The organism is Haloprofundus halobius, from assembly GCF_020097835.1.
GTDB classification, from domain to species: Archaea; Halobacteriota; Halobacteria; order Halobacteriales; family Haloferacaceae; genus Haloprofundus; species Haloprofundus halobius.
Genome location: NZ_CP083670.1, coordinates 26,405 through 49,319, shown reverse-complemented (window position 1 = coordinate 49,319; position 22,915 = coordinate 26,405). Strand labels below are relative to the sequence as shown.

Here is a 22,915-nt window from a genome sequence, read left to right as displayed (position 1 = left end):
TAGAGCTTAAAATGCAAATAATTATTTGAGTTAGTAGATCTTAAAATGTTGAGCATTATGAAAAGTACTGCATTATATAATGCACACCACGGGAATCGAGGAAAAGAGAGGAAAGCGAGAAAGAACACCGAGTTGACGGGTCAGGGGACTCGGCGAAACCTCGATCAGCATACGGTCGATAAGTCGGGAGCATACAGTCGGTCTACCGCGGTGAAGGAACCCTGGACATCAGTACTCGAGGAAGTCACGGTGATCGTCGAGGAAGTCACGGTGATCGTCGAGGAAGTCACGACAGTTACTGTGTACAAGTGTTGTTGTACACAGTAAATAGACCAGACGTGAAATACGTCGGTTACAAGGATGGGATAGCAGGCTGCTGAAACGATGATATAGCAGCGATAGGTATATCGAATCGAGAATCTATTGACGCTATCTGCTGTGTCCTCGGTGAGATCCCGAGAACCAAGGGAGCCCGGGAACGAAGAAAGGAGCTCAATTGGGGGTTGACTGAGGAACCGAACGGAGATACTCGAACGAAAAGACTGTACTGCAGGCTAGTTTTCGGTGTGAATTTGGCGAACTCGAGACGAACTCAAGGCGAACTCGAAGCGAAATGAGGGTCCTAAATGGAGATCGTCTTACGGAGAGTGGCTTGAGAGGATTATCTCCCGAGTGAATCGTTGAGATCGGACACACACACCACCGTCGCGAATGTAACGCGTTCGAGAGAGGGGCCCCCACTCACGAACCGGTTTTTATTGCCGGTAAACTGCCGTTCCTGTCGGTTTTTTGTTACAAAATAAACTGTCTTTTGACATGTAGTCGGTTTGCCTTTTCGGTGATGATTAGAATAGTTTAAATCTGTAGGATGAGAATAGTCCACTAAGTTAACTTCGTTTCGGAATAGAAGAGAAACGAATTCTTCGTTTCTCACCAGGTATGTACAGGTGAAGCGACCGTATTCACGGAAATAGACATCGAGATATTCTCCCGCGTAGAATATCGACTGAACGTTTCTTTCTCCCATTCTCCGTGTTTTCTGATCGATCTCATTTCGGAAAACCTTCTCTTCCAATGCACCCCCCTCTCTCGTGGCCGTTACATTCGCGAACTGGGGTGTGTGACCCTACCCTTTCTATTTTCCTCCTCATCTGCCGAAATACACTATTTTGAACTCTCTACCGCCTATTTTGGATTCTAGGGGAAATTTACATTCGCGACACCACTCCCTCTGAAACCCCCCAAAAGGAACCATTCGACTGCTTCTACTGTTTCCTCTCGGCTCTGAATTTCATCTGGAACTTCGTGACGCCTCTTCGTCTCAAGAGAGCTCCACGATTACTTCGTTGACGCGAATCAACATATCTATAATTTGTCTATCTTCCACAGTTCTGTACCGATATTCTCACGAGTTACATTCGCGATGTAGGTGTGTCTTCTCCTCAGGTCTGCTAAAATACATTCGCGATACTACCCCCCCCGTCTCCGAAACGGCCATATCGATCGTTAGCTCGCCGTGTCTTCTCCGTTTCTCCTGCCCTTTCGTTCGCACTACTCGGGGCGTCGCGGACTCTTCCAGAGACGTTGTTACATCCGCGACGTTACTTCTCCGCTGTATTCGGCAATCCGGCCGTTTTAGACGGAACTGTCCCACGAAACGTGACGATACATTCGCGACACCACCCCCGTTTTGTCGGTAGACTTATCGCTGTCGCTTCGGAACGTTCGGACAATCGATGACCGACGAAAATCTCTCCGAGGCGGACCGCGACTCGCTCTTTCGGTACGAGGAGCCGATTTTCGCGCGCGAGGAGTTGCTCGATATTCGGCACATTCCCGGTCCCGAGAGGATCGTCGGTCGCGACACGCACATGCAGCGGGTCGCGAACGCGGTCAACCCCGCAATCTTCGGCCGTCCACCGAAACATCTACTCATCTACGGAAAAACCGGTACCGGAAAGTCGCTCGTCTCTCGGCACGTGACGGAGCGTCTGGGGGCCGAAGCGGCCAAGGACGACGTTACTGTCCGAACCGCCTTCGTCGACTGTGGTGAGGAAAACACGGAGACGTCGGCGGTCAAAACCATCGCGAGTCAACTCAATGAATCCCTCGAGACAGGAATCTCGGTCCCCGAACGGGGGTTGGCGACCGGCGATTACTACAAGCGGCTCTGGCGTATCCTTGACGCCAGATGCGATGTCGCGCTGATTCTCCTCGACGAAATCGATATGCTCGACGACGACGAAATTTTGCGAAAACTCTCGCGCGCGGGCGAGAACAACCGCGTCTCGCGGTGTAGTATCGGCGTTATCGGTATCAGCAACAAGATCGACTATCCCGACCAGTTGACGGAGCGTGTCAAGAGCAGTTTCCAGCACGACGAAATCGTCTTCAAGCCGTACACAGCGGACCAGTTAGGTGACATTCTCGACAATCGATGCGACGCGTTTCGTCCCGGCGTGCTCGGTGACGACGTCATTCCGCTCACCTCAGCGCTCGCCGCCCAGGAACACGGCGACGCACGGAAGGCGATAGACATCCTTCGGAACGCCGGTCGGATCGCCACCGAAGAAGAGTCGACCGAAGTCGTCGTCGACCACGTGCGCAAGGCGAAGGAACGAACCGAGGCGAATCGCTTCAACGAGATTGTCGCCGGTACTCCCGTTCAGGGGAAGGCTATCCTCCTCGCTCTCGCGATGTTGACGCTCGTCGCCGACGAAACCGAATTCTCGACCAAACGCGTCTACGACACCTACACTACCATCGTCAGCGAAATCGGCATGGATCAGCTATCCGAGCGTCGTGTGAACGAAATCCTCCAGGAGCAGGCGTTCTTGAACGTTATCAACTCCACTCGAACGAGCCGCGGCCGTGGCCGCGGCGTCTACAGCACCCACCGCTTGCTCGAAGACGCCGACATCGTGAGAAAGGTCATCACCGCAGATGATCGATTCGATGGGTTCGACGGGGCCGGTTCGTAGCGCCCCGCGCGAGTTCGTAGCACCCGACGTGTCCGAAGAGTCCTGTTTTCACCATCGGAACGGGCCCGATGAACGCACTACGCGAATAGGCGATAGAAGTTCAGACAGATAATCGCCGTGAAGAAGACGACTGCCCACACCTCCGCGGCCACGACGCTGACGAGCGGGATCCCGATTACTGCGGCGAGCGTTACTGTGAGTCCGACGAACCCTATAATCAACTCCTCGGACTGCCAGATGTCGCGTACGCTCGACGGTTCGACGTACAAGAGCACCTTTTCGAGGTTCGGTCCCGGTGCGATCGTCCCGGTGCTCCGATTGTACTCGATGACGCCGTTCTCGGCTAACTTCGGAAGGTGCGTCTGCTGGAGCGAGACGTAGACGCTCTTGTACACTTTCTCCGGTGCCGGCGTTTCGTCGGCCTCGTCGGCCGCAATCGTACCGGCGATATCTCCGATAGTGACCGGTTCGGCTTCCTCGGCCAACAGCGACATCACCATCCGACGACGGTCGTTCTTTAGGAGATCGAACACCACGTCCTCTTTGGCTGTCGGGTTCGGAACGTCGCTACGCCCATTTTCGCTGACAGGACTCAGTTCCGCGGACATCACACCGTACCAAGTGTGTAGTCCGTATTCATTCTTATTCAGAAAATTCAGTAATATTGTGTTTAATGACTTTTAGAGTCCCGCTCTGACCCGACTTGAAAGTGCTCTCGATAGCCGAACGTTTCCCCACGATAATACTCGAATTATCCCGACTGACCCTCCGGCCACCCGATTCGTTTCGTCTCACTAGAGGTCTATTCAAAACTCTATAAGCCGGAGTTACCCCGAGTAACGCCGCACATAGCTATCCGTGGTGTGGCAGTATGTCGAACAGCCGCCTTCCGTCGAGAAACCCGGACTCGACGAAGTACACGTCTCACAATGACTCCCACACGACTTGTCCCCGGAATGCGGCCGAACGCTCCGAAGCGAAACACACTACTGTGCCTCTGGTACGTGTTCTTCGTGCTCGTGGTCTTCGGCATCGCTCTCTGAGTGCTTCGGCCGTCCGTTAGCGATCTCGACCGACCGGTTCCCAATCCGGCCGATACCGATGCGCGGTCGATCGTCAGCGCTCGGCTCGAATTGCAGTCTCCCCGCCTAACTCCTCCACTCCACCCCGTTCGGTGTCTACTCGACAGCGACAACCGCCCCGCTCGAGCAGTTCGGAGAACGAAGCCGACCGGTCACAGTCCCTGCAGACGATGGTCGTCTCGACGTACACGTCGAACGAGTCGATCGAAACGGCTCCCGCTCGCGTCAGCCGTTCGACCGTTCCCCCGGTGACCAACCGCATCCGGTTCTGTAGCGCCCGGACAGTTTGGTCGGCTTTCTCGACGCGTGACTCGGTGTTCTGTGTCCGTTTCCGCGTCGTTCCGAGGCAGTTTCGGAGGTGTGTGTGAACGGTCTGGTGCGAGACGAAATCGTTTCGCACCCGCTCGACGTTGATACCTGCTCGTTTAAGGTAGTTCTCCGTCTCGGCGCGCTGTCCGGCACTCACCGACCCGTCCGTCAGTCGCTCGTAGAGATGTGCGACGTCGCCGTCCAACACGGTCATCGTCGTCTCCGCCATCGCCGATTCGAGAACCCGCTCGTTCAGGTACGTCTCCAACCGGCGTAGACTGTAACGTTCGCCGCTCTCTCCCAACCATCCGGTGACGAGCGCGTCGTCGATTCGGTCGAGTTCGTATCGCTCGGCGACCCGTTCGACCTTGCACCCGCAGCCGCTGTCCGACTCGTTGGCGACTCCCCGTTGCTGGCTCATGGCTGATAGTTCTGTTTTCTATACGATAGTTAAACCTTTCGTCAAACCGGTAATTCACCCAGACGTGCATCTGCCTGTGAGCAGCGGTACGGGCGGTCGAACGGCCCGAAGCACCCTACTTCGTCACACCCGTCGGCTTACACGGCTACCTCCGTAAAGAACCGTCTGTTCCGAGTAGTGCTGACCGGCCTCCCCGGCACGGAAACCCACGCATACCAAAGGGCTATCGCTCGAACAGTTACACAATGACCGAATCACCAACGGGACAGACGGTACTCGTTACCGGCGGCGCGGGATTCATCGGAAGTCACCTCGTCGACGCGCTGATCGAAGCGAACGACGTCCGAATCGTCGACGACTTCTCGTCGGGTCGACGGGAGAATCTCCGAGACGACGTTACTGTCTTCGAGGGCGACATCCGCGACGACGACCTCTTGGAACGCGCCGTTTCGGGTGTCGATCTGATCTATCACACCGCGGCGCTGGTCAGCGTCTCGGCGTCGGTCGAAGATCCGCTCTTGAGCCACAGCACCAACGCGGCGGCGACGGTTTCGTTGCTCGAACACGCCAGAGAGGTGGATGCGCGCGTCGTGCTCTCGTCGAGTGCGGCCATCTACGGTCAACCCGAGGACGTACCCATCAGCGAGTCGCACCCGAAGAACCCGGAGTCGCCGTACGGCGCGGATAAACTCGCGCTCGACACGTACGCGAGAATCTATCACGACCTCTACGGGCTAGAGACCGTCGCGCTCCGGTACTTCAACGTCTACGGTCCCCGACAGACTGCGGGCGACTACAGCGGCGTCATCAGCATCTTCCTCGACCAAGCGACGTCGAACCGGCCGATAACCGTCGAAGGAGACGGCGAGCAGACCCGGGACTTCGTCCACGTGCGCGACGTCGTTCGAGCGAACCTCGCCGCAGGGACGACCGACGCGGTGGGACGAGCGTACAACGTCGGTACCGGCGACAGCATCTCGATAAACGAACTCGCGGCCGCAATCCGCGACGCCGCGGACTCCTCGTCGGAGATAACCCACGTCGACGCCCGATCCGGCGACGTTCGCGACAGCAGAGCCGACATCTCCCGCATCCGAGAGTCGCTCGGCTACGAACCGACGGTGACACTCGAGAACGGACTCGCGTCGCTGTGTGAGTAATCGACCCGCGCCGCCCAGTAATCGACCTCCACCGTCCGACGCGACGCACGCGCGACAAAATAAGGTAGTGCTGCGTTCCTCCTCCTTCGGTTCTCTCCTGCCGAGATTCTCTCCCTGTCGGTTCGTCTCACTTCTCTACTATCGACGGGTACCTTCGGCCCGTGAGTATCAACTCACGAGACTGACTTCCGTATAGTTATTTACGAGTTTTTGTAACGTGATAAAGGCTATATTCTCCGAACCAGTCTGTGCATAAGTAATCCGGAGACAGCGACGCCATCGCAGTCGCTCGCGGCTGACTCTGGGAGAAAACATGAGACAGAACATCTACGTCACTCGAGTATGATTTCGGGCCGATCAACGAGCGCGTACGCGAAGACAGCCGTACTCTGCATCGTTCTGTTGAGCGTCGCGTGCGGTTCGGTCGTCGCCGACGACCCGGCACACTCGCCCGCTGCGTCCGCCGATTCGTTCTCGGTGACGAACGGCGTCGACGTCGCGTCGACGCAACTGTGGCAACTCTCCGACGACAGTTCGCTCGTTTGGACTGATAGCCCGTCGCTCTCCGTCGCCGCTCTCCCCTCGATCGTCGCCGACACCGGCACCGCGCTGCTTGACACCGTCTTCGGCGACTCGCTGCTCCGCGGGGAGTCGACTCGAATAACGTTCACCGTGTTCTTGGGTCGGTTAGACGCCGCCTCGGGCGCCGCTCTGCAGCGCGGCGGCGCCTCGCCGATTCAAAACGACGTGTACGCCGCGCCGCCCATCGAGTGGATGAATCCGAGCGCGGACGAGCGTCTCGCCGAGATCGACTACTTCGCGCTCATGCTGAGCCTCACGACGGTACTCGTCAGTATCGGACTCGTGGCGTACCGGCGACTCTCCGCCCCGACCGGTCTCGAACGCGAAGTCGAGCCGTCCCTGGTGGACCCGGAGCCGACACCGACCGACGAGGAGTGTATTATGCGATTACTCGAGGAGCACGACGGCCAGATGCGACAGGTGGCTATCGTCGAGGAAGTCGAGTGGTCGAAGGCGAAAGTGAGCCGTCTGCTGTCGCGGTTGGACGAGGAGGGCGAGATAACGAAACTCCGTCTCGGCCGCGAAAACCTCATCTGCATCCGCGGTTGCGAACCGGAGGCCTCCCGCTCGCCCTTCGCCGCCGCGCCGGAGAACTGAGACCCTACCATAGTAACGAACTCCTAACCTGTTTCAGTAGACGAATAACAATCTCTTTAACTAGTCAATTCTCGAACCGACGCCCGCATCTACTAGTGCGGGTGGGGAGTGAACATGAGTCTACAACCAGGATTTTCAGCCATCATACGCCGTTTGTACCGCTCTACGACCGGTCCGAAGGCGACGAGACGCTTCGCTGCGAGCGCGTTCACCGTCGTTCTTCTCGTGGGTTCGATAGCCGGTCCCGCCATCGCGGTGGGACCGAACACCGACGATTCGGCCACCGCGGCGACGCTTTCGACCGTCGCGGCCGACACCGACCCCATCGAGACGAACGAGACGTACCACGGTTCCGACGGCGTCGTCTTCTCCAGCATGATCGAGACTGACGACGGCGGCTACCTGCTCGTCGGTTGGACCGACAGCGGGGACCGAGACGACGGCGATCAGGCGACAGTCGTCAAGATAGACGCGCAAGGCGACCGCGAGTGGACTCGACGCTTCGGCGGCGAGGGCACCGACCGCCTGTTCGACGTCGTCGAAACCGACGACGGTTACATGGCCGTCGGCCGCTCGAACGACGACTCCGGCTGGGCGCAGGCGTGGGCCGTCGGTCTCTCCGAGAACGGCGACGTTCGCTGGGAGAACGAGTACGGCGACGCCCGCGGCGACGCGTTCTGGTCCGTCAGTCGCGTCAACGACACGTACCTGCTCGGTGGATGGACACCGACGGACGATAGTGACGCCGACGGATACGCCGTCGCCGTCGACGACCGCGGTGAGACCGAGTGGGAGTGGAGGACCGACGAATCTCGCAATCAGTACGTTCGCGATAGCGTCGCGACCGACGACGGGTTCGTTCTGGTCGGCGACGCCGAGTCCGCCGACGGCACCACCGACGGATACGTCGCGAAGTTAGATACCGACGGAACGCTCCTCTGGGAGGAGACCCACGAGCGCGCAGGCGAAAACGTGGAGTACCGTGCTGTCACCGCCGGCGACGGGGAGTTCGCCGTCGCCGGTGTCGATCAGGGACAGTCGAACGAGAAACCCGACGGACTGTTCGCTCGGTTCACCGACTCCGGCGAGTTCGTGAATAGCCGGACGTACGGCGACAGGGGCTACGACATGCTCGAAGGCATAGACCGCGACGGTGACGGGTACATCCTCAGCGGTGGCAACCGGCTGTTCGCCTCGCGGAACCTCGACGGATGGCTCATCCGGACGGACGAAGCTGGGAACGCCGAGTGGCGCGAACGTCTCGGAACCGCCGACAGAGACGCTCTCTGGCCCGTCCTGTCGACCGACAGCGGCTACGCTGCCGCCGGTTTCTCGGGCGACGAGGGCTGGTACGTCGGACTCTCCCGCAGTGTCGATGGGACCGTCTCCGCCGACAACGGTACCTCAACGGTCGTCTTCGGGGACGAACCGGTGACGCTCGCGTACGACGAAGAGTACAACGTGAGCAACGTCTCGGCGTCGATCACGCAGCGGCGTTTCCTCGACAGTTCGATGCCCGGGACGCCGGTGTACGCAGCGAGTCTCTCCACGAACGGATTGGAGAAGGACTCGACCACCATCACAGCGCGGTTCGACGAGGAGGCGATTCGCGAGCGTAACGCCTCCGTCGACTCGCTCCGACTCGGGTACTACAGCGACGGTAAGTGGCAGTTCGCCGACAGCGAGACGACCGTCGACAACGGTACTGTCGTCGTGAGTGCGACGCTCCCCTCGTCCGCCTCCGTGCTCGGTGTCTCGTCGATAGAGGGACCGACTGCCGCCGTCGACGGCGTTCCGGCAGGTGCGGTCGAACCCGGCGAGTCCGTCGACCTGAACGCGTCCGCCTCCACGATGGGTACCGCGGAGAACTCCTCGGTCTCGTGGTCGTTCGACGGCGGTTCGGTCGACGGCGAGTCGGCGACCGTCCAGTTCGACGAACCCGGCTACCACAACGTTACCGCGACGGTGACTGACGAGTACGGACTGACCGACGAACGGACTGTCACCGTTGCGGTCAACGACCAACCGGCGGTCTCCGTCGACGCACCGACGTCGATGAGCGTCGGCGAGTCGGCCGAACTCAACGCGAACGTCACGAACGAGATCGGTGATACGACGGTCACCTGGATACTGCCGAACGGCAACCAGACCGGTTCGACGGCGGAGTACACGCCGCAGTCCGCGACCGAACAGTCCGTCGTCGTCGTCGTCCGCGACGAGTACGGTGCCGAGACGCGACAGACGATCGACATCTCGGTCGACGAGGTACAGAACCAGCAGGACACCGAGGCGACCACCTCCACGACGACACCAGGATTCGGGACCGTGGTCGCGTTCGTCTCGCTGATACTGTTTGCGGTGACTCTCACGCGCCGAACGCGGCGCTGAGATCTCACCCGCTGCTATTCTGACGAAGAGATAAGTCGGTCGCACGCTACAGTTGCAGTATGGATTCGACTGCTCCCGGAGACGCTACCAAAGCCGACCAGTACCAGTATCAGAACGGGACGATGGAAGTCGTCTTCGCGGTCTCCGATGGCCGAGTCCTCACGCTGCGCGAGTATCCGGACGTGTCGACGTTCAACCGAGCGACGGACGCCGCGACGTACCGCGGAACACACCAGGCGGTAGCGGACCTTCCTGATCTGATGGCGTTCGAGGATATCGACCTGTAGCAGAGCGTTTTAGCGGTACTGCTGGTAGACGCCGAGAACGATGATGAGCGTGAGGAAGATGACCGCCCACACCTCGACCGCCAGCACATTGAGAACGGGGACACCCAGTTGCGCACCGATTATGGTGAGCAGTCCGATGACGCTGACCACGAGATACACCGACCGGTGCACGGCCTCGAGACCGGTCGTTCCGTCGGTGTACACCTGTATCTCGTTCATCTGCGCGCCCGGCATGATACGCTGGTTGTCCGCGTCGTACTGGATGATTCCCTGCTCTTCGAGTTTCGGGAGATGCGTCTGCCTGAGCGAGACGTAGACGCTCTTGTACAGCTTCTGTGCGTCTTCCTCGGTGTCGGCCTCCTGTGCGGCGATCTGCTCCGCGAGTTCGGAGACGGCGATACTCCCGCCGCTCTCCGCTAATCCGTTGATGGTGGCCCGTCGGCGGTCGTTCCCCAGTATGTGAAATATCTCCGCCTCGTCCAGTTCTCGTTCGGTGTTTACCTCGCCTGTCATCCTCTCTAACGCGTACATTGTCCTCTCTCAGTCCTCACGCGTGGTTGTGTGACCCGCTGTGCCGGTTTCGTCTCAGTATATTGCTTGTGTCTTCAGGCAGGTTTAATAGTTTGCACTGTCACGTTTGCTTTCAGTATTACATTTACAACTGAAATACTATGTTAAAATAACGAATTTCGGGAGGTAAAACGCGACTATTCGGTGTCGCTGACCCAGCCGAACAGGACGAGATTGGTGCGCGTGTGGAGTTGATACAGCGCTCCACAGACCAGGAGCGTGAAGACCACGAAGATGGGAAGCAGAACATCGAGAGTTCGGACGTACGGCACGCCCAGCAGTTTCCCCAGCACGAAGACGACACCGACGCTCGCCGTACTCAGATAGTAACTGTTCCAGGAGACGCCCTCGACGGGAAACGAATCGACCGACAGACGCAACGACCCGTCCGTCGCCCCATCGCGTTCGGCGACCGTCTCTTCGCCGACGGTGATGGGAAACGTTCCTCGCTCGAGCATCAGTCGGACGCTCTCGCGGGCGACAGTCGTCTCCGTTCGGTCGAGCGGCAGCCGTTCGACGAGCTGTTCGGAAATCTCGGAGGATCCAACCCCGCCGCTCCGTTCGTCGTTCGTCGAACGGTCGCCGGTGAACGCAGATAGGAGTCCAGAGATCCTCATCAGTATACTGTCCACGCTCTGCACACCATTATATATTTTCTGGGCTCCGCTGGATGAATACGATACGCCGAAAATGGACGCAACGCCGGTGGTTAGCTGTTCATCCGCTGCTGCGGAATGTGCTCGCCGGTCTGCCGCTCGCGAGACGTCGTGCACTCGAGACACCCATGTACGTCGTCGATGTTGTCACCGAACACCCGCGCGAACTGTGGCGTCACGTGCCGGCCACAGTTGCTGCAACGTGGACTCGTGTTCGATGCTCCCCTTCCGTTCCAGTTCAGGTCTGCCATTGTTGGATTCTCACTCTTGTCCGCTTGTACCGACGCCGGTGCGGTGCACCAGTCGCCGGCTCGTGTCTCTCCGTCCACGGCCGTTCTAACGGCCACAGACTGGGTTTCTTCGCCTTCGATACATCTGTGGGTGCAGAGACCTGATAAAGGAGGAACACCGTTTGTCAGGGTTTATTCGAGTTCATGCCCAGTAGATGTACATTTCTCCGTGAATGAGGGTTACACCCCCCGAATCCGTAAATTTGTGTAACCAGTCCGTAAGGTACTCCGTTCCGTATCGTTCAACGGTTCCGATGTCGGGATGAACGACGAAAGCGGTGCTTGATTCGAACTCACGCACCGGTTTCCACCCGTTTGCGATTTTTAACCTGCGAGTAATAATGTTACAGTAGCTTGGACATACAGTCACCCGAGTAAATCGAAACAGGGGGGAAACTGTGCAGATAAACGACACTAATCCACATCGAGCGGGCTCCCGTACGGCGAGCGTTGGCGTCTCGTCCCGCCGATTCGTGGTTCGTCCGTATACTGTTCCGACCCATCCCGAGACGACCGACGACCAGGTACGACAACCGCCGACTATCGCCGACGCACGCCTCCGCGAGAGCTTATATAGACTCTCGTTGGACTAGCGGCGACCCGGGTCAGCCGGTGCGTCAGCAGCGAACTATCTCACGTCCATCACATGCCAGAGAACATCACCGACACCAAAACCGACACCCCGGTCGCGAGCACGGCCCTTCTCGACGTACTGGGTGACGAATGCTCACGCGCCATCCTCGCCGCCGCCGGCCGAGAATCGATGACTGCAAAGGAGTTGACGAACTCCTGTGACGTCTCGCCCGCGACAGTATACCGCCGCATAAACACGCTCCTCGACCACGGTCTCCTCGAGGAGTCCATCGAGTTCGGCGCGAACTCGGGGAGACAGAAAGTGTACAAGACGACGTTCTCACACGTCGATATCGACCTCTCCGACGACGGCTTCGAGGTCGCCTCGCACGACCAGAACGGGAGCTCGTACCACCTCATGCGGCTCCTCTCGGAGATGCCGTTCGAACACGTCCGAACCGACGCGACCAACCGCGAACTCACGGTGCAGATCGGACTCACCGACGAGATGTTCGAGCAGTTCGTCGAAATCTGGGGACAGAACTGCCAATAACGCCGTACAGCCCGCACAGACGGAAGAAACCAGTATGTACTGCTGTTTATGACATGGATAACAAATACCCAGTACGTTGAACGGTCTATCAGAATGTACAGATGCATTACTTGAGTGGATTCCAACGAGACTTGTTGTACGTCATCGGCGGATACGACAGACCGTCCGGACAGCAGGTGAAAGACGAACTCGAGCAGTACTACGACACAGAGATAAACCACGGACGGCTGTACCCCAATCTGGACACGCTGGTGAACAAGGATCTCGTGGAGAAGGGACAGCTCGACAGGCGGACGAACTACTACGCGCTCACGGAACGCGGCGAGGAAGCGATGCGGAAGCGCCGAGAGTGGGAAGCACAGTACTTCAGCTTCCAGTAGCGCGTGAACGCGCGATCTCGACGGTCGAAGGTAACCGCGGCATAACAAAACCCGACGCGAGCCTCTGTTCGGTTGCTTAGCTATGAACACGGGACGTCGGATATATCACGGGCAACATGAAATCAGAAACTGAGACGAAGACACGGCTCTCTACTGAACAGCTCCTTCCGACGGATATAGTCGCAGCACTGTTACTCGCCGCCGCCGGCGTACTGGCTGCACTATTTGTACCCCGGTCCGCGGGCCTGATTCGGTTCGTCTTCGGGCTCCCGCTACTCCTGTTCCTCCCGGGGTACGCGTTGCTGGCGACGCTGTTCCCGCGAGAGCCCACGGAACGAAACACAGGTCAGTGGTCGGACGTCAGAGAACCGCTCGTCCACGGCATCACCGGCGGGGAACGGCTCGCGCTTTCGTTCGGGATGAGTCTGGTCATCGCTCCGCTGCTCATCCTCGGCCTCGGGGCATCGGTCTGGGGCATCACACTCGAGTCCGTTCTCGGCGCGTTCGGCATCTTCGTGACGCTATTCTCGCTCATTGGTGTCGTCAGACGGTACCGACTTCCCTTCGAGGAACGGTACAACCCCTCTTTCACCGTCGGGTACACGAACTACCAGCGTCGACTCTCGAACGGCGGAACCGCCGTCACGGTGGTCAACGTCCTGCTCGTCGTCGGCGTCATCGCCGCCGCGAGCAGTATGGCGTTCGCGCTGGCGGCACCTCCTGGCGGCGGAGATTTCACCGACTTCTCGCTGCTCACCCAGAACGAGAACGGTACGTTCTCCTCCGCGGGCTTCCCGTCGGAGGTGTCGCAGGGGACGTCGATTCCGATGGCGACGGGTATCGAGAACCACGAAGGCGAGGAGACCAACTACTCCGTCGTCGTCCAACTGCAGCGGGTGGACGGCGAACAGGTCGTCGAGCGACAGGAACTTACCCGCTTCTCGCGTACCGTCGGCGACGAAGGGACGTGGCGACACAAACACTCCATCGCTCCCTCAATGACCGGAGAGGATCTCCGCGTCCAGTATCTCCTGTACGAAGGGTCGCCGCCCGCAGACCCCCGCACACAGAACGCCGACGACAGCCTCCACATATGGATTACCGTAACCGAACCCTGACCGACAGCCCGACGACAGCATACGTGTATCCGCTCTCACCCGGCACTCGCGGACCTGCTCTCACCACCCGTCACCGCACGCACGCGGAGTGCAGAGGCGGTGAGAGATAACATGTGGCCGTGGGAGCATCTCGCGTTCGGATACATCCTCTACTCGCTCGCCCACCGCATCGTCATGCGTCGAGGCGTCAGCACCCCTGCCGCCCTCACCGTCGCGTTCGCGACGCAGTTACCCGATCTCATCGACAAGCCGCTGGCGTGGACCTTCGAGCTTCTCCCTAGCGGCGTCTCGTTGGCTCACTCGGCGTTCTTCGTTCCGCCGGCTACGATAGTGGCGTACCTCGTCGGTCGACTGACCGGGTTCAGACGACTCTGGATTCCGTTCGCCGTCGCCTACGTCTCACACCTGTTCGGCGACGGTATCTCCGGAATCGCTTACGGCGACAACCCGTCGTTCTCCTTTCTCCTCTGGCCGCTGTACGAGACGTCCTCGCCGTCGCGAGCGGGGCTGTTCAGTAACTTCTTCTACTACTTCGGCAACTACCTGGAGACACTCGCCAGTCCCGAGGGGATGATCTACGTCTTCCTCGAACTGGGACTGCTTGGAACGGCGTTTCTGCTCTGGCTGTGGGACGGGAAACCCGGATTACCGCGAGTCCGACTCGGTTCGTCGTCGCCGTACCGGGACCGATAACATCCCGTTCGTCTGTGAGTAGACGTTCCGAAACATCGCCTCGACGCTTCCGAGGACCGGGAGCGGGTCGTCCATCGAGAGGACGTCGTAGCCGGTCCGGTCGGCGGTGTCGGAGACGAACTCGGCCATCCCGGCGAGTCGGTTCTCGGTCTTCGAGACCCGCATCATATCGCCGAAAAACCACCGCATTCGCACACCCGAGTCGTACGTCAGCGTCGGTTCAGCGTCGCCGAAACAGGCCGTCCGATACAGCAGATACGGAACGTCGACACCCGCTTTGACTGTGAGCGCCAGACTCCCCCAGAGACGGGGGTTTATCTCCATCAGTTTCGCCTCGCCGGTCCGCGCGTCGATTCGAAACTCGACCATCGCGACGCCCCGCCAGTCCAACTCTTCCAGTAGACGTCTGGCGGTTCGTCGCAGCTCCGGATCGTCGACGGTCTCGCGGTACGTGCTCGCACCACCGTCGTCGTGACTCGAACGAAGCCGATGCTGTATCGTCAACCCGAGTAGCGACCCTTCGCAGTCGTACACCGTGTAGACGCCGCGTTCGCCGCCGTCCGGAACGTACTCCTGCACTAGCGGCGGACCGTCGTCGGTACGAGCCGCCTCGAACGCGCTTACGAACACCGCTCTATCGTCACACACGTACACGCCGGTCCGGGAGGAGCCTCGACGGGCTTTGACGACGAGCGGCTTTCCGAGTTCTCGGACGGCTCGGTCGTAGTCGGCCGTCTCGAGAAACAGCGTCTCCGGACACGCCACGTCCGCTCGTCGAGCCGCGCGAATCGTCTGGGACTTGTCGAGTCCGACGAGTAGCCGGTCGTACGGGAGAAACGGCACGACTGTGTGCGGGTCGAACCGTTCCCGCGCTTCGGTCACGGGTCGAACCGTCGCCTCCGCGACGGGGAGAACCATCCCGTAGTCGCCGTCTCTGAGTTCGGCTTCGAGCCACGAGAGAAACGCTTCCCGGTGTTCGTTGGGTGACGGATACGTTCGTGCCCCGTTCGCGTACCGCGAGAGCGACCCCGCAGACCGGGGGGTCGGACTGGCGGCGATCACCTCGACGCCCTGTCGTCCGAGACTCCGAATCGCCGTGAGCGCGTATCGGCAGTGGGAGTCGAGAACGAGAACCGAGTTAGACGTCTCTCGTGGTGTTTCTCTCGGCTGTTCGATGCTCTGTGATAACTCGTCCGTGGGGTGCTCTTTTCCGTCGGAAAATTGCCCGTGGTGATCGGTGGTCACAACTTGTTGCCTCAGGGAGTGATTGGCATTCGAGGTGGTCGCTCAAGGGCGTATCGGGCGACGACGATGCCGAGAACGGCCGCGCTGACGACCGCGAGTGTCCACGAGAGAGAGAGCCCGTCGAACGGTGCAATGTGCAGCGCTTGTAGAAGTAACAGACCGGCTCCGAGAACGCTCGTGAGTATGTAACCGACGTGCCACGGTCGGTCGCTTCCAGTACTGTGCCCGAGATATCGCTCGACGTTGCTGCTCGGTCGAAGCGAGATGACGTTGTCAGTACGGTCCCACTCGACGATGCCCCGCTCTTCGAGCATCGGGAGATGCGTCTGGTACAACGAGATGTAGACGCGTCGTCGCTCGGCGCGGGCGAGGTCGTCGGGTTGCTTGCCGTTCTCGGCGGCGGCGACGTAGTCGACGAGAGGACTCAACCGCGAGACGCCGTCGCTCGCCTGGAGATGACGGATGATACCGAGTCGGCGCTGGTTGCAGAGCGTATCGAACAGTTCGCCCTGCGTGAGGCCACCGGACGGTGCGCTAGTCATCCCTCGCATGAGGCCATGAGTTCGCTCCGTCTACGGTTCGACTGAACTGCCAGTACATGTCTTACCCATCCATCCTATCGACACTTTACTATCCGCTGGCTAACGCGGGACCGTCGCTCGCTTGTCTCACATTGTAATTCGGTTGGGACTCCATTCGTTTCGCGCTCGAAATTAAATTTCGATACTCGATATACTGAAAATTGGTAAACTGGCTCATACTCTGGCATCAGGCTGTGAATAACAAAGCTACGACACCAACTGGTCTGGATTGCAACTGTACGGACTGGGGGGCGGACGCCCGGTCGAGATTCCACTACGTCATTCATGACACAAAGAGACAAACACGGCGAAACGGAGGAGACGGGCCATCGCGGGGCCGGAGAGTCACCTACCGAACTCGGGTCGGACGTAGCTGTCCACGAGACCGCAGTTCTGGGTCACTCACACGGTGACGCGTCCGAACCCACGGTGTTGGGCGACAGTGCGACCGTACGTGCGGGTACCATCATCTACCGAGACGTCGTCGCCGGCGACGGCCTGAACACGGGTCACAACGCGCTGATTCGCGAGTTCACGACGCTCGGAGACGACGTACTCGTGGGTACGAACACGGTCATCGACGGACAGACGGAGATCGGCTCGAACGTGAGCCTCCAGACGAACGTGTACATCCCGACCGGGACCACCATCGGCGACCGCGTCTTCGTCGGTCCCGCAGCAACGCTGACGAACGACCCTTATCCGATCCGCACCGACGTCGACCTCGTCGGCCCGACGCTGGAAGACGACGTCTCCATCGGTGCGAACGCGACGGTTCTCCCCGGCGTCACGGTCGGAGAAGGGGCGTTCGTCGCCGCGGGAGCGGTGGTAACGGAGGACGTCCCGCCGCGGACGCTCGCAGTAGGTACACCCGCGAAACACCGGGCCCTGCCGGAGAAGCTTCAGGGAGGTAACTTACTCGAATGATTTCAATCGCTAACCCCGAACTCGGCCCCGAGGAACAGCAACGCGTCGCAGACATCATCGAAAGCGGATATCTCGCGGACGGCCCCGAGGTGCGCGCATTCGAGGAGGAGTTCGCCGCCTACTGCGAGGCCGACCACGGCGTCGCCACCTCCAACGGCACGACCGCCCTCCACGCCGCCTTCGAGGCGCTGGACATCGGTCCCGGAGACCGCGTCGCGACGACGCCGTTCTCCTTCATCGCGAGCGCGAACACGATCCGTCTCGCCGGCGCTGAGCCGGTGTTTCTGGACATCGACCCCGAGACGTACAACCTCGACCCGGACGAACTGGAGGCGGCGCTGCGAGACGGCGAACAGATAGATGCCGTGCTCGCGGTTCACCTCTACGGCCTCCCAGCGGAGATGCCGCGGTTCGTCGAACTCGCCGACGAGTACGGCTTCGAGCTCGTCGAGGACGCCGCGCAGGCGCACGGCGCGCGAATCGACGGGCGACCGGTCGGCACCTTCGGCGACGCCGCCTGTTTCTCCTTCTACCCGACGAAGAACATGACGACGGGCGAAGGCGGCATGGTGGTCACGAACCGCCGCGACGTCGCGGAGGGTGTCGCCGAGTACATCAACCACGGACGCGCGGACGCCTACGGCGGGAGCTCCACCTACGAACACGTCTCCGTCGGCCACAACTTCCGGCTGACGAGCCTCGGCGCGGCTATCGGCCTCGCACAGTTGGAGAAGCTACCGCGGTTCATCGACGCGCGTCAGCAGAACGCCGCTCGTCTGAACGAGTTGCTCGAAGACTCGTCGGTGACGACCCCGTACACGCCCGAGGGCTACGACCACGCCTTCCACCAGTACACGGTCAGAACCGACGACCGAGACGGTCTGCAGGAGACGCTCGCCGACCACGATGTCGGCTCCGGCGTCTACTACCCCGTCCCGATTCACCAGCAGAAACCGTACGCGGACCTCGGTCACACGGCACCGAACGCGGAGACGGCCGCCACGGAGGCACTCTCGCTGCCGGTCCACCCGGCGCTGGCGGCTGACGACCTGGAGGTCATCGCCGACGCTGTCCTCGCCCACGGCGAGGAGGTGGTCGCATGACCCCCAAAGTCGGCGTCATCGGCGTCGGTCACATGGGGCAGAACCACGTGCGCGTCTACAGCGAGATGCCCAGCGTCGACCTCGTCGGCGTCTTCGACGCGGACGAGGAGCAGGCCGAGAGCATCGCTACCGAGTACGACACGACGGCGTACTCGATGGAGAGCCTGCTCGACACCGTCGACATGGTCTCTATTGCAGTTCCGACGCGTTTCCACGCGTCGATCGCCCGTGACTGCATCGACGCCGGCGTCGACCTCCTCGTCGAGAAACCGTTCGTCGACGACCTCGAAGTGGGTCGAGAGCTCGTCCGCCGCGCCGACGAGGCCGGTGTGACGCTGCAGGTCGGCCACATCGAGCGCTTCAACCCCGCTATCACGGCGCTCGACGACGTCGTCGCCGACCTCGACATCATCGCCGTCGAGGCGCACCGCCTCGGCCCGCCGATAAACCGAGACCTCGGCGACAGCGTCGTGATGGATCTGATGATCCACGACGTGGATATCGTTCTCTCGCTCGTCGACGCGGAGGTCGAGTCGGTCTCCGCTATCGGCACGCGCGACACGCAGTACGCCGACGCCCAGATTCGGTTCGACGACGGGACGGTCGTCTCGCTGACGGCCAGTCGGCTCACGCAGCGTAAAGTCCGGACGCTCAGCGTCACCGCCGACGAGTGCCGTGTCGACGTCGACTACATCAGCCAGTCAGTCGATATCCACCGCAACTCGCTGCCGGAGTACATCAAGCAGAACGGTGAACTGCGCTACCGCCACGAGAGCATCGTCGAACAGCCCATGGTCGAGAAGAACGAACCGCTGCGCGACGAACTGACGGCGTTCGTGCAGGCGTCGACCGAGAACACGACGCCGCGCGTGACCGGCGAAGACGCGCTCCGTGCCATCGAGGTGACCCGGAAAATCGACGAACTGGCCTCCAAATCCGAACGTCGTGAGGTGATTCAATGAGTAGCATTCCGCGAGGTATCGGCCTGTACGGGTCAGAGTACTCGACGCAAGCACAGCGCATTGGGCTCACGAGCGGGGCAGTTCCCATCGCTATCTACGGTCTCGGCAAGATGGGGCTCCCGCTGGCGGGCGTCTACGCCGAGATGAGCGGCAACGTCACCGGCGTCGACATCGACGAGGACGTCGTCCGAACGATCAACCGCGGCGAGTCCCATATCGACGGCGAACCGGGACTCTCCGAACTCGTCGCCGAGCAGGTCGAACGCGACCGGTTCGAGGCAAGTTCCGACGCCCAGGAGACTGCGAGAGAGTCGTCGGTCCACGTCGTCATCGTGCCGACGCTCGTCAGCGACGACGAGGCCGACTTGGGGGCGCTCGAGTCGGTCTGCACCGACATCGGGACCGGCCTCGACCCCGGCGACCTCGTCATCGTGGAGTGTACGGTCCCGCCGCGTACGTGCGAGGAGGTCGTCATGCCGATTCTCGAACGCGAGAGCGGCCTCTCGCGCGGCGAGTTCGGACTCGCCTTCTGTCCGGAGCGCACCTCCAGCGGGAAGGCGCTGTACAAACTCCGCGAGGCGCATCCGAAGATCGTCGGCGGCATCGACGACGAGAGCACGCGCATCGCGGAGATGATCTACGGCGAGATCACGAACAACGACGTCATCCCGGTTTCGGACGCGACCACCGCGGAAGCGGTCAAGGTGTTCGAGGGGCTCTACCGCGACGTGAACATCGCGCTGGCGAACGAACTCGCGCGGGTCACCGACAGCCTCGGCATCGACACGACCGAAGCGATAGAGGCCGCGAACACGCAGTCGTTCTGTAACATCCACACGCCCGGAATCGGCGTCGGCGGCCACTGCATTCCGTACTACCCGTACTTCCTGATGCAGCAGGTCCCCGAGGAGACGCCGCTCATCCAGACGGCTCGCGACGTGAACGATTCGATGCCCGGGTTCGGCGTCGAGAAGCTCCTCGACGGGCTCTCACGCCGCCACACCGACATCGAGGGAGCGAAAGTGCTCGTCCTCGGCGTCACCTACCGCGCAGGCGTCGCCGAGACGCGCGCGACGCCCGCCGCACCGCTCATCGAGGAACTTCGCAGACTCGGGGCGGACGTGTACGCGACCGACCCCCTCGTCGACGTCTCCGAGTTCGGGGCGACGCCGGTCGACCTCGACGAGGTGACGGACGACGACTACGACGCGGCCGTCCTCGTCACCGCTCACGAGCAGTTCCGAGAGATCGACTGGAACGAGTTCGCGGACATGATCGTCGTCGACGGCCGTCAGGCGCTCGACCTCTCCGACACCGACCACTACGTTTACACGATCGGCGTCGGTCCCGGCGAGATGCGAACGAAGGAGCGCGTCGAGCAGTAGTTCGACGCGAACGAGATACACGACATGATACCCGGATACGATTTCGCGCTCGGACTGACCCACGACGTAGATAGACCGCACCAGAGTCCGATTCACGCGGTGTACTACGCACTTCGAGAGCGAAATCCCAGCCGTCTCCGGGGACTTCGGCCGGGCGCGAATCCCTACTGGCTGTTCGACGACATCATGGAGCTCGAAGACGAACTCGGCGTTCGGTCTTCGTTCTACTTTCTGCAGGAGCAGTCGATGCTTCAGCGACCGCTTGACGAGTGGCGCGACAAAAGTCACTGGGTCGAACACATCGGACGGTACGACATCGAGGCACCGGACATCCACGACCTCATCCGTCGCCTCAACGACGGTGGGTGGGAAGTGGGGCTCCACGGGTCGTACAGTTCCTACGACAAACCAGAACTGCTCACCGAACAGAAAGCCACGCTCGAACGCATCCTCGGCGACACCGTCGTCGGTGGGAGACAACACTGTCTCAACATGACCGTCCCCGACACGTGGCGACACCACGCCGACCTCGGACTCCGATACGACTCGTCGCTCGGATCGAGTTCGACGTACGGCTTCGAGCACGGGTACGACCCGATTCGGCCGTTCGACGACGAGTTCGTCGTCTTCCCGCTCACCGTCATGGAGCGGACGCTTCCGAACGTCTCCGAGGACATCGACGAGGCGTGGGCCGAGTGCGAGCGGCTGCTCCAGGAGGCGGCGGAGAACGAGGCGGTGATGACCGTGCTGTGGCATCCGACCTACTACGACGAGGAAGAACGTCCAGGCTACCGCCGACTCTACCGACGGCTCATCGAGCGAGCGCAGGAACTCGGCGGCTACGTCGGTCCGCTCGCCGAGATATACCAATCGCTCGAACATCCCGCCACCGTCGACGCCGAACGGTAACGCTTCTCTCCGCGGTGCGTTAGTAGACGGTGACAATCACCGTACTGCGTCGGGGTATGCGGCGGATAACAAAGTGCTGAACGCCTGTTTTCGTGGTCAGCAATGAGAGTTGAACGGCTCGACTTGACAGCGTGGGCTAACGCGCTGCCGTCCTCTGGTTTCGAGGTCTTCCACACGCCGGAAGCGTTGAAAGTCCTCCGCGAGCACGCACCCGGCGAACTTCGGCTCTACGGGGGGTTCAAAGGAGAGCAAGCGATAGCGCTTCTCCCCCTCGTCGTCCGGCGTCGTTCAGTCGGTACTGCCGTGTTCTCGCCGCCGCCCTCGATGGGCGTTCCCCGACTCGGTCCGATCATGATGTCGCCGAGTCCGAAACGTCGCAAGCGCGAACGCGTCAACCGCGAGTTCACCAAGGAGGTGCTCGACGACCTGGATCTCGATGCGTCTCTCAGTCTCTTTCGGATGGTCTGCGGCACCGACTACCCCGACCCACGGCCGTACTCGTGGAACGAGATGCGCGTCAACCCGTACTTCACGTACGTGCTCGACACGGAGGGGACGAGCACCGACGACTTGCTGAGTTCGTTCAGCAAGAGTCTCCGACGTGAAATCCGCGACGCTGAGGACACCGACGTGACCGTCGAAGCGGTGCCCGCGTCGGAAGGCGCGAAGCTCGTCTACGAGGACGCGAAGTCCCGCTACGAAGAACAGGGAGAAACGTACCAGCTGTCGTGGCCGTACGTTCGGGACCTGACGAACGCCCTCTCGGAGACCGGTCGCTGCCGAGTGTATCTCGCACGCGCGCCGGACGGCGAGTATCTCAGCGGTATCACCGCGCTCTACTCGAACGATATGGCGTACTTTTGGCAGGGAGGGACGGTCAGCGACTACGACGGAACGACGATCAACAGCCTCATCCACTGGCGTATCATCCAAGACATCGCCGACGGCGAGGCCCCTATCGACTCCGTCACGTCGTACGACTTGATGGGTGCGAACACCGAGCGACTCTGCCGCTACAAGGCGAAGTTCGGGGCCGAACTCGTCCCGTACTACACCGTCGAGTCGTCGGGTGTGGGCATGGATATGGCGAAGAAAGCATACAGTTTCATCAACGGATGAGAGTCTCTAACTGGTGCGATTTACGGTCGAACGACACAGAACTG

Annotated in this window: 22 protein-coding genes; 15 read left to right on the top strand and 7 right to left on the bottom strand. The window is 60.7% G+C overall.

Annotated elements, in window-relative coordinates; all coding sequences use genetic code 11:
• The first annotated feature begins 1,736 nt into the window (after nt 1-1,736).
• On the top strand, nt 1,737-2,981 hold the full coding sequence (locus tag LAQ74_RS20275) for a Cdc6/Cdc18 family protein (protein ID WP_224338508.1): 1,245 nt from the start codon (nt 1,737-1,739) through the stop codon (nt 2,979-2,981).
• Between the two features lie 77 nt (nt 2,982-3,058).
• On the opposite strand, the gene LAQ74_RS20270 is transcribed toward LAQ74_RS20275, so the two are convergent.
• Together LAQ74_RS20270 and rdfA are read right to left on the bottom strand one after the other, a co-directional pair.
• Entirely contained in the window at nt 3,059-3,589 is a 531-nt protein-coding gene (locus LAQ74_RS20270) for a DUF7344 domain-containing protein (RefSeq protein WP_224338507.1), read from the bottom strand.
• Nucleotides 3,590-4,097: 508 nt separating this feature from the next.
• Nucleotides 4,098-4,793, bottom strand: coding sequence for a rod-determining factor RdfA (gene rdfA / locus LAQ74_RS20265; protein WP_224338504.1), 696 nt, complete (start codon nt 4,791-4,793; stop codon nt 4,098-4,100).
• A gap of 245 nt (nt 4,794-5,038) precedes the next feature.
• Between rdfA and LAQ74_RS20260 the strand changes: the two genes are divergently transcribed.
• The 4 genes from LAQ74_RS20260 to LAQ74_RS20245 all read left to right on the top strand — a co-directional run bounded on the left by LAQ74_RS20260 (nt 5,039) and on the right by LAQ74_RS20245 (nt 9,807).
• Complete coding sequence (locus tag LAQ74_RS20260) at nt 5,039-5,953, top strand: NAD-dependent epimerase/dehydratase family protein (protein WP_224338502.1); 915 nt, start codon at nt 5,039-5,041, stop codon at nt 5,951-5,953.
• A gap of 342 nt (nt 5,954-6,295) precedes the next feature.
• On the top strand, nt 6,296-7,132 hold the full coding sequence (locus LAQ74_RS20255; protein WP_224338500.1) for a helix-turn-helix transcriptional regulator: 837 nt from the start codon (nt 6,296-6,298) through the stop codon (nt 7,130-7,132).
• Between the two features lie 225 nt (nt 7,133-7,357).
• Nucleotides 7,358-9,520: a PKD domain-containing protein gene (locus LAQ74_RS20250; RefSeq protein ID WP_224338499.1), complete on the top strand. Its 2,163-nt coding sequence runs from the start codon at nt 7,358-7,360 to the stop codon at nt 9,518-9,520.
• Between the two features lie 59 nt (nt 9,521-9,579).
• Complete coding sequence (locus tag LAQ74_RS20245) at nt 9,580-9,807, top strand: hypothetical protein (protein WP_224338497.1); 228 nt, start codon at nt 9,580-9,582, stop codon at nt 9,805-9,807.
• 9 nt (nt 9,808-9,816) lie between these two features.
• Here LAQ74_RS20245 and LAQ74_RS20240 read toward each other — a convergent pair whose 3' ends face one another.
• The 3 genes from LAQ74_RS20240 to LAQ74_RS20230 all read right to left on the bottom strand — a co-directional run bounded on the left by LAQ74_RS20240 (nt 9,817) and on the right by LAQ74_RS20230 (nt 11,284).
• On the bottom strand, nt 9,817-10,320 hold the full coding sequence (locus LAQ74_RS20240) for a DUF7344 domain-containing protein (RefSeq protein WP_224338489.1): 504 nt from the start codon (nt 10,318-10,320) through the stop codon (nt 9,817-9,819).
• A 194-nt stretch (nt 10,321-10,514) separates the two neighbouring features.
• Entirely contained in the window at nt 10,515-10,994 is a 480-nt protein-coding gene (locus LAQ74_RS20235; RefSeq protein ID WP_224338488.1) for a hypothetical protein, read from the bottom strand.
• Between the two features lie 92 nt (nt 10,995-11,086).
• Nucleotides 11,087-11,284, bottom strand: coding sequence for a DUF7563 family protein (locus LAQ74_RS20230; RefSeq protein ID WP_082230856.1), 198 nt, complete (start codon nt 11,282-11,284; stop codon nt 11,087-11,089).
• 685 nt (nt 11,285-11,969) lie between these two features.
• On the opposite strand from LAQ74_RS20230, the gene LAQ74_RS20225 reads away from it, so the two are divergent.
• The 4 genes from LAQ74_RS20225 (at nt 11,970) to LAQ74_RS20210 (ending at nt 14,640) form a co-directional block, all read left to right on the top strand.
• The gene (locus LAQ74_RS20225) at nt 11,970-12,449 is read left to right on the top strand and encodes a winged helix-turn-helix domain-containing protein (protein WP_224338486.1); all 480 of its coding nucleotides are present in this window, start codon (nt 11,970-11,972) and stop codon (nt 12,447-12,449) included.
• A gap of 101 nt (nt 12,450-12,550) precedes the next feature.
• Complete coding sequence (locus tag LAQ74_RS20220) at nt 12,551-12,829, top strand: helix-turn-helix transcriptional regulator (protein WP_224338484.1); 279 nt, start codon at nt 12,551-12,553, stop codon at nt 12,827-12,829.
• 116 nt (nt 12,830-12,945) lie between these two features.
• Complete coding sequence (locus LAQ74_RS20215) at nt 12,946-13,947, top strand: DUF1616 domain-containing protein (protein ID WP_224338483.1); 1,002 nt, start codon at nt 12,946-12,948, stop codon at nt 13,945-13,947.
• A 99-nt stretch (nt 13,948-14,046) separates the two neighbouring features.
• On the top strand, nt 14,047-14,640 hold the full coding sequence (locus LAQ74_RS20210) for a metal-dependent hydrolase (protein ID WP_224338481.1): 594 nt from the start codon (nt 14,047-14,049) through the stop codon (nt 14,638-14,640).
• Here LAQ74_RS20210 and LAQ74_RS20205 read toward each other — a convergent pair.
• Together LAQ74_RS20205 and LAQ74_RS20200 are read right to left on the bottom strand one after the other, a co-directional pair.
• Nucleotides 14,593-15,885 carry a carboxylate--amine ligase gene (locus LAQ74_RS20205; RefSeq protein ID WP_224338479.1) on the bottom strand — a complete coding sequence of 431 codons (1,293 nt, stop codon included), beginning with the start codon at nt 15,883-15,885 and terminating at the stop codon, nt 14,593-14,595. The two genes, LAQ74_RS20210 and LAQ74_RS20205, sit on opposite strands and share 48 nt — an antisense overlap.
• Before the next feature lie 11 nt (nt 15,886-15,896).
• On the bottom strand, nt 15,897-16,427 hold the full coding sequence (locus LAQ74_RS20200) for a DUF7344 domain-containing protein (protein WP_224338477.1): 531 nt from the start codon (nt 16,425-16,427) through the stop codon (nt 15,897-15,899).
• A 324-nt stretch (nt 16,428-16,751) separates the two neighbouring features.
• Between LAQ74_RS20200 and LAQ74_RS20195 the strand changes: the two genes are divergently transcribed.
• The 6 genes from LAQ74_RS20195 (at nt 16,752) to LAQ74_RS20170 (ending at nt 22,871) form a co-directional block, all read left to right on the top strand.
• Nucleotides 16,752-17,393, top strand: coding sequence for an acyltransferase (locus LAQ74_RS20195; RefSeq protein ID WP_224338475.1), 642 nt, complete (start codon nt 16,752-16,754; stop codon nt 17,391-17,393).
• Entirely contained in the window at nt 17,390-18,496 is a 1,107-nt protein-coding gene (locus LAQ74_RS20190) for a DegT/DnrJ/EryC1/StrS family aminotransferase (protein ID WP_224338473.1), read from the top strand. Before LAQ74_RS20195 ends, LAQ74_RS20190 begins: the two co-directional genes overlap by 4 nt.
• Complete coding sequence (locus LAQ74_RS20185) at nt 18,493-19,458, top strand: Gfo/Idh/MocA family protein (protein WP_224338471.1); 966 nt, start codon at nt 18,493-18,495, stop codon at nt 19,456-19,458. The genes LAQ74_RS20190 and LAQ74_RS20185 overlap by 4 nt, the downstream gene beginning before the upstream one ends.
• Nucleotides 19,455-20,843, top strand: coding sequence for a nucleotide sugar dehydrogenase (locus LAQ74_RS20180; RefSeq protein ID WP_224338469.1), 1,389 nt, complete (start codon nt 19,455-19,457; stop codon nt 20,841-20,843). The genes LAQ74_RS20185 and LAQ74_RS20180 overlap by 4 nt, the downstream gene beginning before the upstream one ends.
• Before the next feature lie 24 nt (nt 20,844-20,867).
• Entirely contained in the window at nt 20,868-21,752 is an 885-nt protein-coding gene (locus LAQ74_RS20175; protein WP_224338467.1) for a polysaccharide deacetylase family protein, read from the top strand.
• Between the two features lie 102 nt (nt 21,753-21,854).
• The gene (locus LAQ74_RS20170; RefSeq protein WP_224338465.1) at nt 21,855-22,871 is read left to right on the top strand and encodes a GNAT family N-acetyltransferase; all 1,017 of its coding nucleotides are present in this window, start codon (nt 21,855-21,857) and stop codon (nt 22,869-22,871) included.
• The last annotated feature ends 44 nt before the right edge of the window (nt 22,872-22,915 follow it).